The organism is Flavobacterium sp. N1719 (assembly GCF_025947045.1).
Lineage (GTDB): Bacteria > Bacteroidota > Bacteroidia > Flavobacteriales > Flavobacteriaceae > Flavobacterium > Flavobacterium stagni.
This window is the reverse complement of record NZ_CP109993.1, coordinates 540,997-555,793: the sequence shown is the minus strand read 5'-3', so window position 1 is coordinate 555,793 and position 14,797 is coordinate 540,997. Positions and strand designations below refer to the sequence as shown.

Annotated in this window: 11 protein-coding genes; 4 read left to right on the top strand and 7 right to left on the bottom strand. The window is 38.6% G+C overall.

The window, feature by feature from the left end:
• Nucleotides 1–20: 20 nt before the first annotated feature.
• The 7 genes from OLM45_RS02130 to panC are packed head-to-tail and all read right to left on the bottom strand — an operon-like array spanning nt 21 to nt 7,253.
• The gene (locus tag OLM45_RS02130) at nt 21–479 is read right to left on the bottom strand and encodes a hypothetical protein (protein WP_264511562.1); all 459 of its coding nucleotides are present in this window, start codon (nt 477–479) and stop codon (nt 21–23) included.
• Between the two features lie 51 nt (nt 480–530).
• Complete coding sequence (locus tag OLM45_RS02125; protein ID WP_264511560.1) at nt 531–2,495, bottom strand: transglycosylase domain-containing protein; 1,965 nt, start codon at nt 2,493–2,495, stop codon at nt 531–533.
• Nucleotides 2,492–3,850: a DNA repair protein RadA gene (gene radA, locus OLM45_RS02120; protein ID WP_129460486.1), complete on the bottom strand. Its 1,359-nt coding sequence runs from the start codon at nt 3,848–3,850 to the stop codon at nt 2,492–2,494. Before radA ends, OLM45_RS02125 begins: the two co-directional genes overlap by 4 nt.
• Nucleotides 3,851–3,865: 15 nt before the next feature.
• Nucleotides 3,866–5,020 (bottom strand): alpha/beta hydrolase, encoded by a 1,155-nt coding sequence (locus OLM45_RS02115; RefSeq protein ID WP_264511558.1) that lies wholly within the window; start codon nt 5,018–5,020, stop codon nt 3,866–3,868.
• 49 nt (nt 5,021–5,069) lie between these two features.
• Nucleotides 5,070–6,032: a lysylphosphatidylglycerol synthase transmembrane domain-containing protein gene (locus OLM45_RS02110; RefSeq protein WP_264511556.1), complete on the bottom strand. Its 963-nt coding sequence runs from the start codon at nt 6,030–6,032 to the stop codon at nt 5,070–5,072.
• Nucleotides 6,033–6,038: 6 nt separating this feature from the next.
• Nucleotides 6,039–6,389: an aspartate 1-decarboxylase gene (panD, locus tag OLM45_RS02105; protein WP_129460488.1), complete on the bottom strand. Its 351-nt coding sequence runs from the start codon at nt 6,387–6,389 to the stop codon at nt 6,039–6,041.
• Between the two features lie 15 nt (nt 6,390–6,404).
• A complete protein-coding gene (panC, locus tag OLM45_RS02100) occupies nt 6,405–7,253 on the bottom strand; it encodes a pantoate--beta-alanine ligase (RefSeq protein ID WP_264511554.1) in 849 nt (282 codons plus the stop codon).
• 119 nt (nt 7,254–7,372) lie between these two features.
• Between panC and OLM45_RS02095 the strand changes: the two genes are divergently transcribed.
• The 4 genes from OLM45_RS02095 to OLM45_RS02080 all read left to right on the top strand — a co-directional run bounded on the left by OLM45_RS02095 (nt 7,373) and on the right by OLM45_RS02080 (nt 14,790).
• Nucleotides 7,373–8,176 carry a glycogen/starch synthase gene (locus OLM45_RS02095; RefSeq protein ID WP_264511552.1) on the top strand — a complete coding sequence of 268 codons (804 nt, stop codon included), beginning with the start codon at nt 7,373–7,375 and terminating at the stop codon, nt 8,174–8,176.
• A gap of 10 nt (nt 8,177–8,186) precedes the next feature.
• Nucleotides 8,187–9,821 (top strand): DUF4270 domain-containing protein, encoded by a 1,635-nt coding sequence (locus OLM45_RS02090; RefSeq protein WP_264511550.1) that lies wholly within the window; start codon nt 8,187–8,189, stop codon nt 9,819–9,821.
• Between the two features lie 15 nt (nt 9,822–9,836).
• Nucleotides 9,837–11,684 carry a glutamine--fructose-6-phosphate transaminase (isomerizing) gene (glmS, locus tag OLM45_RS02085; protein WP_264511548.1) on the top strand — a complete coding sequence of 616 codons (1,848 nt, stop codon included), beginning with the start codon at nt 9,837–9,839 and terminating at the stop codon, nt 11,682–11,684.
• A 253-nt stretch (nt 11,685–11,937) separates the two neighbouring features.
• Nucleotides 11,938–14,790 carry a TonB-dependent receptor gene (locus OLM45_RS02080; protein WP_264511546.1) on the top strand — a complete coding sequence of 951 codons (2,853 nt, stop codon included), beginning with the start codon at nt 11,938–11,940 and terminating at the stop codon, nt 14,788–14,790.
• Nucleotides 14,791–14,797 lie beyond the last annotated feature (7 nt).

The window sequence follows — 14,797 nt, the reverse complement described above, 5'->3', positions numbered from 1 at the left end:
GAAAAGGTTGGAAAGGAAGTTTATTTTTCTTTTTCTAGGGAAACACCAAGAGCAATAATGTTAGGAAAATACGGAAATTCAAAGGTGTTTTCGAAGGTAAAGGTGTAGGTTCCGGGTTCGAAATGTTTTTGGGTAAAAAGCGACTGTTTCACATCACAAACATCGCCGGTACAATCACCAACTTCTTCTCCTTTGTCATTTTTAATTTTAAGATCGACCGATTGGTTTTCTAAAATTTCATTTTTTGCAATGGAGAAATGTAAAGGGAGTTTAGGAAATTGCGACCCGTATACAAAACTACCGTTGATGAATCCGTTGTAGTTGCCCGCTTCTTTCACTGTAAGGGTAAACGTCTTTTTATCTGATTTTAACCATTGATGATTTTCTGGAAAATCATACGATTCGCGAATCACAGTTTCATTTTGACAAGCTTGCAATAGTAATGCAAGCAATACGAAGGGTAAAAATTTGATGTTCATGGTCGGTATTTTTTTAGCTAACGTTAAAAAGCTAAATTTTCGTATACCTTTTTAAAATTCAGGGAATTCTATTCCTAAACTATCTATTGAAATCGTGTCCGTTGCATTCCCCTTAATGCGATATTGGGCCGGACCCGTTAAATGTAAGGGTTGATGAAATCCGAGGGTGTCTTCAGCGGTAATTAATTGGCGCCGCAGCATTAATTTGGCCAAAAAATCTTGTTGTTGAACAGCAAATTTCTTTTGTTCCCGATTCGAATCAAAACGGTACATGAAGCCTTTGGGTTTTGGTACAATAGTCGCTAAATACAAACATTCTTTTAGCGTGAGTTCGGAAGGTCTTTTTTGGAAATAATACTGAGCAGCTTCCCCAATTCCGTACACATCAGGGCCCCATTCAATGATGTTGAAATAGACTTCTAACATGCGTTCTTTGGTAGCGATGCGTTGGTTTTCTAAAATATACACCAATAGAATTTCTTCCAATTTTCGCGAAAGCGTTTTTTCTCGGGTAAGAAATACATTTTTCACCAATTGCATACTAATCGTACTGGCGCCTCGGGCAAATTTTTTGGTGCGAATGTTTTTGGCAATGGATTGTTTAAATGCTTCTGTGATGAATCCGCGGTGGTGCATAAACGAAGGGTCTTCGCTGGTCAATACACATTTTTGCAAGTAAGGCGAAATTTCAGAAAGCGGTGTGTACATTGGATTGTCGATGCTTACCAAAATGGGCCGCTGGGGCACACCTCGCTCCATAGCACGGTAAACAAATTCGGTGTTGATTTTACTGAGATCGGCGGCGCCATAAAGCACGATTTTTAACCCTTCCGGTTGCAGTTTGTTTTCAAAAACAACTTCATTGGGTTTTTGGTCATTGTATTTAAAATCCAACGAATAACTAAAACTTCCCATGGTTTTCATCCCTTCAAAATGGGAAAACAATCCTTTGGGTAAGGCATCGATAAAGTCTTGGGCTTTGGTTTTTGGGATGTGAAGTTGGAGCGCATAGGTTTTACCCTCTTCTTTTTCATAGAAAAGATACGGACGGCATTTTAACTTGCCTAAAGTGAGAAGCGAACTCGAATCCAAGGCAATGCTGCGTTCGCCAATAATCCAATGAAAATCCATCCGGGCATTGGCGACTTGAACATCTTTGGAAGCAATTTTGGGATGATTAAGTACCAATTGTTGAATGGAAGCAAATCCGTCAGTATGAAAATCGCCGCTGTCCATTCCCATATTATCCAAATGAAAGCGCGCGGATTGGAAGGCGGTTTTCAAATGAAATTTATGTTGCAAATAAGGTAAAACTAACGTGTCGTTCTTTTGATTTTTAAAGATTAAATCGGCTTTACGATTCCGTGGATCGGCAAATCCAGAAAGTTGCCATTGTTGATGAATGGCGCCTTCGGTAAGTTGGATTGCGGTTTTTAATTGTTCGTTGTGTAAGGCCAATTGCGTAAAATCCAAATGCACTTTATGTCCTTTGTCATTGATTTTAAGGGCAAAACCTGTAATCTCCATTTGGGTCGGAATCAGGTTTAAGAATCGGGACGACAGACGGTTGGCCAATTCGGCATAATCCAAAGTTGTCGTTGTATTTTGTTTTTCTTTTTTCCGAAGGAAGGCATCAAAATTAGATCCGTTTTTGGTTTTTACCAATTGAATATAACCCCGATTGATTTCCAAATCGGTGATTTGTAGCGTACCTGTGAGTAATTTCCAAAGATTAAAACCGGTACGTAGGTGTCCGACATAAACCAAAGTATCGGCATGATGCGGCGTTAGGCTGATGCCTTCGATTTCAATATGGTTTAAGCCTTCAAAATGTGGGTTTTTGACCACTAATTCGCATTGGTAGTCGGATTGCATTTTAACGGCTGCTTTGGCGATAATTTGTTCCAAAATGGCATTGCGGAAGGCAAAACCCAATACAATTGCCAGCACTAGTATTCCGAGAATACTGAAGCCAAGGGTTCTTACTTTTTTACGTGAAAAGTTCAATCGTTTCATCCAAATAATTCACTGACTACTTCTTCGATTTTGGAGACTAGTACGATACGGATTTTAGCATTGGGCACCGTAATTTTATTGTATTTCGAAACAAAAATGGTGGTAAAACCCAGTTTTTCGGCTTCTTGAATCCGTTGTTCAATGCGGTTCACAGGCCTAATTTCTCCGGAGAGTCCGACTTCCCCAGCGAAACAAACGTCTTTGCCTACAGCGATGTCTTCATTGGATGAGAGAATGGCTCCAATAACTGCCAAGTCAATAGCGGGATCATCGACAGAAATTCCACCGGTAACATTTAAGAAAACGTCTTTGGTTCCCAAACGGAAGCCCGCACGTTTTTCCAAAACTGCCAAAATCATATTTAAGCGTTTGGCGTTATATCCCGTAGTGCTGCGTTGCGGCGTACCGTAAACGGCTGTGGATACTAAGGCTTGAATTTCGATCATTAACGGTCGCATCCCTTCCAAGGTAGAGGCAATGGCGGTACCCGATAGTTCTTCTTCGCGGTGCGAAATCAAAATTTCCGAAGGATTGGACACTTCGCGTAAACCCGAACCTTGCATTTCGTAAATTCCGAGTTCGGCGGTTGAACCAAAACGGTTTTTTAGGGCGCGCAAAATGCGGTACACATGATTACGGTCGCCTTCAAACTGCAAAACCGTATCCACCATGTGTTCGAGAATCTTGGGTCCGGCAATGTTTCCGTCTTTGGTGATATGACCAATTAGGATAACAGGAACGTTGGTTTCTTTGGCAAATTTGATGAGTTCGGCGGTACATTCGCGAATTTGCGAAATACTTCCGGCGGTGGATTCGATATAATCGGTGTGCAGGGTTTGAATCGAATCAATAATCAGGATTTCGGGGTCGACTTCCTGAATTTGACGAAAGATATTTTGTGTTTTGGTTTCGGTAAGAATGAAGCAACTTTCGTTGTTGGGGTTAATGCGTTCGGCACGCATTTTTATTTGTTTCTGACTCTCTTCTCCCGAAACATAGAGCGTTTTGTAGGGAAGCATGAGGGAAAGTTGTAATAACAATGTACTTTTCCCGATACCGGGTTCGCCCCCCAATAAGATGACAGAACCGGGAACTATGCCGCCTCCGAGCACGCGGTTGAGTTCGCCGTCACCTGTATTTAATCGGATTTCTTGTGACGAATCGATTTCTTTTATTTTGAGAGGCTTGGGCGCTTTTTTTACTTCGGTGGTCGCTTTCCAAGCCACTTTTTCTTCTTTCTGAATAATTTCTTCAACAATGGTGTTCCATTCTTTGCAGGCATTGCATTGCCCTTGCCATTTGGCATACTGGGTGCCACAATTTTGACAGAAGAAGGTTGTTTTTAGTTTTGCCATTGATTTGATTAACGCTTATTTTTTCTTGACTTGAGGTTTGAGCTCTTCCATTTTATCCATCATCATATCTTTGGTCAAATCGCCAATTTCTTGCAATTGAAATGCATTTTGATAATGTTTCATGGCCATTTTTAAATCGCCATTATTTTCATAAAAACGCGCCATATGGTAATCCGCCAGCATGGATTTTGGGTAGGCTTTTCGCGAAAGTTGGGCCAATTGTTCAAACTCATTAAACGCTTTATTTTTGATAATAGCGGCTTCAATGGCTTTGAAGTCATTAACACGGATATTCATTTTCATGCCCAATGCCTTTTCGACCAATTCGTATTTGTTTTTCAAATAATCGGCATAACCCGAAGTGAGTGTGACGATTTTTTCCTGAAACTCATTGGTTGAAATGGGTTGGTATACCGAGAAAAATTGGTACAACGCGCTAGGGATGGCAAAGGGAACAAGTGAATAATGTGAGCAGCCTTTAAAATCATCAAAGCGATAATTAACGGTACTGATGTTGGCCGCTTTAAAATTGGTGTCTAATGCAATGATCTTGTCCTTAATCGTTTTGATATCTCCATCAGCGGATGCTACATAATAAAACATATTGTTTTTGAAGGTAGCCATGCGTTCTGGAATGTGAGTTTCCATATCGAGAGGCATAACGGGACTTAACGATATGTAGGCATTGAAAATGGGGTTGTCTTTGTATAAATAGAAATTCATAAAACCGGCGGTGACATCGTGACCCGCAACAATTTTAAAGGGCGCAATGCGTAAGTTTTTTTGAAGATAAGGCAGTAATTCGCCGCCAATAAATTCATAAAATGATTCGCCGATTCCTTCTGGAAGCCCAGTAGATTCATCTACTTTACATTCTTCATCGCGTTCGGTATCGGTGGTGTGATTGAGTCCGACCAAAATCACTTCGGGCAAATCGTCCCAATAGTACCCGTATTTCAAGGTTCCTAAAATGGGGTCAAAGAGATAATCTCCATCAAGGGCCAATAATAGCGGGAAGGCTCTTTTGGTGTCTTTATTGTAAGAAGGGGGGAGCGAGATGGAAAGGTAACGGTATTTATCCAAGCGATTGGAAAAAATACTGTCTTTAACTACTTGACCAAATCCGTTTAGACTCAGGGCTAGAGCTAAAATCAGAAGTGTTTTTTTCATTTTTTGTAATCCGGTTGATTTTTGTTATTAGAGTCAACCAATATAACAATTATTTTCTATTCGTGATAGGTAAAAATAGATATCCTATTAATCCTAATAAAATGGTGAGTATTGTTTGTGAAGTCCACGCTAACCAACCAAAGGCAACACTAATTTCTTCGGGGATGTTATAAAGTCCGAAAATGAGTGAGATGGAGAGTGGAAACGCTCCGATTCCGCCGTTGGTAAATCCGATAGCTAAACTTCCAAAAATAAATCCCATGATGACGATGTTAAAGCTGATTTTCTCCGTTTCAGGAAGGGCGAAAATAGGGATATAGAACATGATAAGGTAGCATCCCCAAATTAGAAAAGAATGGAAGATGTACTGCCATTTTTTTTCCATGTACCATACACTCAATATGCCTTCGGTGAGTCCGGCCAATTTTTTCTTGAGCTTTAACAAGATGGACCATTCGGCATAAATCCAAATGATAAGAAAAAGGACAGCCATTACAAGAAATGCGATACCCGAAAAGGCAATCGTTCGCAAGGAAACATTTTGATCAATAAAAAATTGATGGAGTTTTTCGTATTGCAATACAAATCCGATGATTACAAATAAGAAGAAGATGGCTAAATCGATAATTCTTTCGGCAACAATGGTTCCGAATGCTTTGTCAAAGGGAACATCTTCGTATTTTTTTATCAGGGCGGCTCGGGTAACTTCCCCAGATCGTGGAATCGTTAAATTGACTAAATAGGATACACAAACGGTGAAGAAATTGTTGCTCATTTTGGTTTCGTAACCCAAATGATGAAGGGCAAATTTCCAGCGGTAAGCGCGTGCGCCATGACTAATTACGGCAACCAGTAAAGAGAGTAAAATATAAAAATAGTTGGCGTTCCACAAACTGTTTTTTATACTGTCTAGTTCATGGGTTGAAAGGGAATTGTATTGATAATAGATAATTCCACACCCAATGAATAATGGTATAATTAAAAGTAGAAAATTTTTAATTGATGTTTTCAATTAGTTTTACTTCAATAAATTGGTTGTTTCGTCAGGGAATACAAGCCAAGGCTTAAAGGTTTTTGCTTCTTCAAATTCCAATAAAGCATAGGAAATGATGATAATGATATCGCCAGCATGAACCTTTCTAGCTGCGGGACCGTTGAGTGTAATTTCACCAGAATTTCGCGCGCCTTTGATGGCATACGTTTCAAAGCGTTCACCGTTGTTGATATTTACGATGGCCACTTTTTCACCTTCAATCAAATTGGAAGCATCCATCAAAGCTTCATCAATAGTGATGCTGCCGATGTAATTTAAGTCGGCGCCGGTCACTTTTACACGGTGAATTTTAGATTTAACTACTTGAATTTGCATGGGGGCAAAGGTAAATTAATTTAATGAAATTGTGTCTATAAGTCGGACATTGTTTGCAAAAACCGCAATGAATATCCGATAGGTTTTGTTTTTCGATTTTCGAATACAAGTTTGAAGTGTTGCTTCGTCGGCAATTTCAACGTATTCGAGTTGGAAAAGCGGGTGGTTTTGAAACACTTTTGCGACTCTTTTTTTAAGAGAAGAAGTCGATTTATTTGGAAAAAGTGTTTTAATTTCTTGTAATGTTTTGAAGATAATTCCGGCTTCTTTTCGTTCTTGGTCACTTAATCGTTCATTTCTTGAGCTCATAGCAAGACCATTCGCTTCTCTAAAAATGGGGCAGCCGACGATGGTCACAGAGAGCTTTTCTTTGGCGACTAATTTTTTTACAATTTGGAGTTGTTGAAAATCTTTTTCACCAAAATAAGCGAAATCAGGTTGGACAATTTCAAACAGTTTTTTTACTACGGTGCCTACACCATCAAAATGTCCGGGTCGAAATTTGCCTTCCATTTGGTGTTCTAATCCGTCAAAATCATAGGCTTTGGATTGGGTGTTGCCTTCATAAATATCTTGAACGGTAGGCGCATAAACGATGATGTCTTCTGAAACCTGTTTAATTTTTTTTAAATCGGCTTCTAAAGTTCGGGGGTATTTTTCTAAGTCTTCAGGATTGTTGAATTGTGTAGGATTGACAAAGATGCTAATCACCGTTAGGGTGTTGTTTTGTAACGAATTACTAAGTAATGAAAGGTGTCCTTCGTGCAATGCGCCCATGGTAGGCACAAAACCGATAGTGGCTTTCGGCTTCTTTAAAGTCGTAAGGTGGTGCGAAAGCGCAACTTTATGTTCAAAAACCAACATCGATTTGTTTTATGAAATAGGGTACAAACTTACTATGTTTCGTGAAAAACTCCATAAAATTTTGTAGTTTTGCGTGTTTTTTAAACAGCAGTAAAACCAAAACCAACAATAATCAACCCATGGAAGATAAGAGGATATTGTATGTATCATCTGAAGTAGTGCCGTATTTGGCTGAAAATGAGGTGTCTTTAATGTCGTATGATGTTCCAAAAATGATCAATGATCAAGGCGGACAAATTCGTATTTTCATGCCAAGATATGGAAACATTAATGAACGCAGACATCAATTGCACGAAGTAATTCGTCTTTCGGGGATGAATTTGGTGGTTAATGATGTTGATATGCCGTTAATTATCAAAGTGGCTTCCATTCCTAAAGAACGTATTCAAGTCTATTTTATTGATAACGATGAATACTTCAAAAGAAAGTCAACGTTTACGGATGAAGATGGGGTGATGTATCCCGACAATGATGAGCGCGCCATCTTTTTTGCAAAAGGTGTAGTAGAAACGGTTAAGAAACTCAATTGGGTGCCGGATATTATTCATGTTCACGGTTGGTTAGCTTCTTTGTTGCCTGTTTACATGAAGCATTATTACAAACACGAAGCGTTATTTTCAGAGACAAAAATTGTAACGTCTGTTTACAATACTGGTTTTGAAGGTGATTTGGATGCTGCAGCTATTGAAAAAGTAAAATTTGACGGAATTCCCCAAGAGAGCGTGCAGGTTTTGGAGCAGCCGAATTACGCGAATTGGATGAAAGTAGCTGTTGATCATTCCGATGCAGTAATCATTGGGTCAGAAAATTTAGACGGAGGTTTAACAAAAATTATAGAATCTTCAGGAAAACCTTTTTTACCTTTCACCCCAAAAGAAGCCTTTGCGCAAGCGTACACTTCTTTTTATAAGCAAATGTTATAAATTGGTTTTTATGAAATTAAAGCAGTTAGTCGCGGTTTTTAGTCTATTTTTTGCCTTGTCATTAGTTTCCTGTGACAAAGAGTTTTCCGATGTTGGGGCGGATCTTGTAGGGGATGAACATTTTGGTCTCAACACAACTACTTATGACGTTACCGCATACAATCAAGTAACGGGTGATGTACAGACGAATGATATGGCCGTTCAATCGTTGGGCTACTACAACAATCCTGTTTTTGGAAAAACAAAAGCAAGTATTGTGACGCAATTGGAATTGGCGGCGAATAACCCCAAATTTTATGCGCCAGATGCTATAGATTCAGTCTACATGCACATTCCTTATTATGCAACGATTACGGGTGCTGATGATTCTGGAACAGCCATTTACCGATTGGATTCATTATTACCAGCTTATGATGCCACCAACACTCCTAAAATTAAGTTAAGCGTATACGAATCGGGATACTACATTCAAGATTACGATCCAAGCACGAATTTGCAGCAAACGCAACGCTATTATTCGAATCAACAGTCTGAATTTGAGGCTTTGATTGCTAATGGTGGACAACGCTTAAATGATGACAATACTAAAATTCAAGATGCAACGGTTACGGATTACAGTCAGAATGATCAATTTGTCTTCAGCAATCAACCTATTAAATTCTACAAAACCAACGGTGATGTGCGTGAAACACTTGGGCCTGGATTGTATATGAATTTGAATAAAACATTTTTTCAAAATAAATTTTACAACGCACCTACAGGCGCACTCCAAAACAATAACACCTTTAAGAATTATTTTAGAGGCTTGTTTTTTAAAGCGGAAAGTGCTTCGGGCAGTGATAATCAAGGAACATTGGCACGACTCAATTTAAGTCGGGGAACCATCACCATCATTTACAAAGATTACTTAAGTCAGTCAACCTACGAAAGCAGTTTGACAGACCCAACCGTTAAAAAAGTAAGAAAGAAAATTACGATTAACTTAACAGGTCGAACAGTTAATTTCTTCGATACAGATTATTCTAATCCCATTACGCCAAATGTAACTTTAGGAGACGAGCGTTTACAATTGAAAGGCGGAAAAGGGTCTATGGGTGTGGTTAGCTTATTTGGAGGTCAATCGACAACAAGTTCGCCACTAATTCAGCAAATGAAAAATGAAAATTGGTTGATTAATGAAGCCAACATGATTTTTTATATTGATAAAACATCTATGGCTAATGCGCCTGAACCGAATCGAATTTTATTGTATGATTTAGACAACAGTCGACCCGTTATCGATTATTATAATGATTTGTCTTCTGCTGCCAATTCGAAATTCAATAAAGTGGTGCATGGCGGAATTATCTCCAAAGGAAGCGATGAAAGAGGCGAATATTACAAAGTAAGATTAACCAATCACATTCGAAATATTGTTGAACACGATTCAACCAATGTGCGTTTGGGGTTAGTTGTTACTGAGAATATAAATAATGTCAACCGCGCCTACATGAAAGTGCCTTTCACGGTAGGGTCAAAACAAATTAAATACGTGCCTGCGATGTCTGTTGTGAATCCATTGGGAACTATTTTATATGGTTCTAATTCCAATGTACCTGCGGATAAACGTATTAAATTACAAGTTTACTATACCAAACCTGACTAATAAAACAAACAGATTATGTGTGGAATCGTTGGATATATAGGACACAGAGAAGCTTATCCTATCGTAATTAAAGGATTAAAGCGATTAGAATATAGAGGATATGATAGTGCCGGAGTCATGTTGTATGATGGTTCCGACTTAAAAGTATCAAAAACCAAAGGAAAGGTTTCCGATTTGGAAGAACGTTCCACAAAGGAAATTTCGACTTCGGGAACAATTGGTATGGGACATACCCGTTGGGCTACACATGGTGTGCCTAATGATGTCAATTCACACCCTCATTTATCCAATTCGGGTAATCTAGCCATTATTCATAATGGTATTATTGAGAATTACGAACCTTTAAAAAAGGAGCTAATCAATAGAGGTTATACTTTCAAGTCTGATACAGATACAGAAGTATTGGTGAACCTTATTGAAGATGTTCAAAAGAAAGACGGACTTAAATTAGGAAAAGCGGTACAAGTTGCCCTTAACCAAGTTGTAGGCGCTTATGCGATTTGTGTGTTTGACAAAAACAAACCGGATGAAATCGTAGTTGCTCGTTTGGGCAGTCCGTTAGCCATTGGAGTAGGGGAGAATGAGTTTTTCATTGCTTCCGATGCGTCACCTTTTATTGAATATACTTCGAATGCCATTTATTTGGAAGATGAAGAAATGGCTATAGTGCGTTTGCATAAACCTTTGAAAATTCGAAAAATTAAAGACGATTCCTTGGTTGACCCTTACGTTCAAGAGTTGCAAATGAATTTGGAACAAATTGAAAAAGGAGGCTATGATCACTTTATGTTGAAAGAGATTTATGAACAACCCAATGTGATTAAAGACACCTACCGCGGTCGTTTGCATTCCACTTCAGGAATTATTCAAATGGCTGGTGTTGAAGATAATTTAGAGAAGTTTTTAAATGCCGATCGTATATTAATTATTGCTTGTGGAACTTCTTGGCATGCTGGATTGGTTGCTGAATATATTATCGAAGAGTTTGCGCGTATTCCCGTTGAAGTAGAATATGCATCGGAGTTCCGTTACCGCAATCCGATAATCACTTCTAAGGATGTAGTTATTGCCATTTCACAGTCAGGTGAAACGGCTGATACTTTAGCCGCTATTAAATTGGCTAAAGAAAAAGGCGCTTTTGTATTTGGCGTGTGTAATGTGGTAGGTTCTTCCATTTCGAGAGAGACCAACGGTGGGGCTTATACCCATGCAGGTCCAGAAATTGGGGTAGCTTCTACCAAAGCCTTCACTACTCAAATTACGGTATTAACCATGATGGCTTTACGATTGGCTAAAGCGAAAGGAACTTTGTCTAATTCGGACTATTTCCGCTACTTACAAGAGTTGGAATTGATTCCTGAAAAAGTATTGGAAGCCTTAAACACCAACGATATTTCTAAAGAAATTGCTTCTATTTATAAAGATGCTTCCAATTGTTTGTATTTGGGAAGAGGATATAATTTTCCGGTAGCTTTAGAAGGTGCTTTGAAATTAAAAGAGATATCCTATATTCACGCTGAAGGATATCCTGCTGCAGAAATGAAGCACGGTCCGATTGCTTTAATTGATGAAAAAATGCCAGTGGTCGTCATTGCTCCGAAACAAGGGCACTATGACAAAGTGGTGAGTAATATTCAAGAAATTAAATCCCGTAGTGGGAAAATCATTGCCATTGTGACTAAAGGTGATGTTCAAGTGAAAGAATTAGCCGATCACGTGATTGAAATTCCTGAAACTTCAGATGCTTTATCACCGTTGATTACTACAATTCCATTGCAATTATTATCGTATCATATCGCAGTATTGCGAGGATGTAACGTGGATCAACCGCGAAACTTAGCAAAATCAGTAACAGTTGAATAAGTAAAATAAAAATTCTAAAGAATGGAAGCAGGGCACAGTCCCTGCTTTTTTTATGAAAAAAAATAAGAAGCAAAAAATCCCTTTAAAAATTGATAATTCACAGGATGATTTTAACAAGAGTATTGCTTTTTATTTATCGATTCACTGTTAAATTAGTTTAAATAATTATCAGATTAGAAAAATTATGCACGCATAATTAATAATTTCAAAAATATTCGTATTTTGGCTACATAAACCAACAAAATAATATCAGATGAAGATTTACCATCTTTTTGTAACGCTGTTGTTCTGTGCAGTGAGTATGGCACAAACAACGATTACAGGTTCGGTTAAGGATAGCAAAAACGAACCTGTGCCAGCAGCCAATGTTAAGGTTGCCGGAGAATCTTCAGGAACTGTCACGGATGCTGACGGTAAATTCACCCTGAAAGTTTCCAAAAAACCACCTTTTACCATTGAGATTTCCAGTATTGGATTTGCAGCTCAAAAGGTGCAGATCACTTCAGCTTCTCAAAATGTAAGCGTGGTGCTTCAAAATGAAGATACCCGTTTGGAAGAAATTGTTGTTTCTGCGTCACGTACACCTGAGCGAATCAAAGAATCTCCGGTTACTATTGAGCGTATGACCATTAAGGACATCAAGAAAACGGCTTCACCTTCTTTTTATGATGGGTTAGAGAATTTAAAAGAGGTACATATGAATACCAGTAGTATGTCTTTCAAATCCATCAACACACGTGGTTTTGCTACAGTGGCCAATACACGTTTTATGCAATTGGTAGACGGAATGGATAACTCTTCACCATTGTTGAACTTCGTTTTAGGAAACCTTATCGGAATTTCTGAATTGGATGTGCAAAGTGTAGAATTATTGCCAGGAGCATCTTCAGCGTTGTATGGTGCGAATGCCTTTAATGGTATTTTATTTATGAATAGTAAAAGTCCTTTTACAAGTCAAGGGATTTCTGCGTATGCCAAATACGGTCAAACCAATCAAAAAGCAGCGGGAGCGAATGAATATGTGGATTATGGCGTGCGTGTTGCACATGCCTTTACCAAACATTTCGCAGCCAAAGCCAACTTTTCATTCATGAAAGGTACCGATTGGTACGCAACAGACTATCGTGATAAAGATTTAGTGAATAATATCGGAATGGATCGTTCGGCACCAAACTATAATGGTATTAATGTCTATGGAGATGAGGCTTCAACAAACATTAGAGGTGTCGCGACAGGAATGTTAAATGCAGGGGTGATTACACCAGCACAGTTTTCTGTGTTCCAACAAATTTTACCCAACTACAATGTATCACGAACTGGATATAATGAAGTGGATTTAACAGATAATAAAGTACGCAATGCCAAAGTCGATTTCTCGTTACATTTCAAGCCTTGGGGCGATGATAATGAAATCATTTGGCAAAGTAAATTCGGATTTGGGAATACCGTGTATCAAGGAGCCAACCGTTATTATTTGAATGGCTTTTTTATGCAGCAACATAAATTAGAATTGAAAGGGAAAAACTATTTCATTCGTGGTTATTTTACTACAGAAGATGGCGGAAATTCATACGACATGTTGTTCACTGGTTTAAATGTAAACCGTCAATGGAAATCAGATGCTACATGGTTTGGTCAATATGCCGCAACTTATGTTCAATCCACATTAGCAGGGGCTACTCCAACACAAGCGCATGCTGCTGCTCGTAATGTTGCTGATACGGGTCGTTTGATTCCTGGAACACCAGAATTCCAAGCGGCATTCAATAGAGTAATTTCCGATTCTGATGTATTGACAGGTTCGAAATTGGTTGACGATTCAAAATTATACCATTCGGATGCCAATTATAACTTTAAAGATTTAATCAAATTTGCTGAAATTCAAGTAGGTGGTTCATTCCGTATGTATGAATTGAATTCATTAGGAAGAATTTATACTGATAAAGGAACAGATATTCTTTACAGAGAACACGGTTTGTATACTCAAGTTCAAAAGAAATTCATGGAAGACCGTTTGAAATTTACAGGTTCGGTTCGTTATGACAAATCGCAAAACTTTGACGGGAATTTCTCACCACGTGTATCTTTGGTTTATTCAGCTGGAGAACAAAAAAATCACAACTTCCGTGGGTCTTTCCAAACCGGTTTCCGTAACCCAACGACGCAAGATCAATATATCGGATTTAATGTAGGAAGTGCCGTATTACTTGGGTCTGCACCCGATAACTTAATTCGATATACAGAAACATTACCTGTAACATCGGCTTCAGGGCAAGCTATTGTTGGAGGTACATCAACTACGATTAACGGTAACAATGCTTACTATAACTCGTATACCGCTTCTTCCGCTTCACAGTTTGCGGCTTTGGCTAGTACAGATCCCGTTGCGGCTTCTGCATTATTACGTAAAGCGAATGTAAATTTAGTAAAACCAGAAACGGTAAAAGCATTTGAATTGGGCTATCGTGGTCAAATCAAAAACTTATCGTATGATTTAACAGGATATTACAATATTTACAATGACTTCATTGGAAATATCAATGTAGTAACTCCTTTGTATGGTACGGCGCAAGATGCTCCAAATCCATTGGCTGGGCCAACTAACCCCGGAGCACAATCGATTGATGCATTAGCAACGGGTAACACACGCGTTTTCCAATTGTATACCAATACAGATGTTGAAGTGCGTTCATTAGGTTTCGGCGCAGGATTAAATTATAAATTGCCAAGAAACTTTGAGGTAAGTGCTAATTATAATTATGCGCAATTTGAATTCGATCAAGGAAAAGATCCAGGGTTTGAAGCAGGTTTCAATACACCAAAACACCGTGTGAAAGCGAGTATCAGCAATGATAAATTGTTCAAAAACTTCGGTTTCAACATCAGTGGTCGTTGGAATACAGGTTACAAATGGGAATCTACTTTTGTAGATGGTTACATCAACGAAGCAACTGTATTTGATGCACAAATCAATTACAACATCCCAAAATTGAAAGCAATTATTAAATTGGGAGCAACCAACCTTGGCGGTAAAGAATACCAACAAGTACTTGGAGCTGGTTTTATCGGAAGTCAATATTTTGCTTCTTTAACGCTTAACCCATAATTTTTAA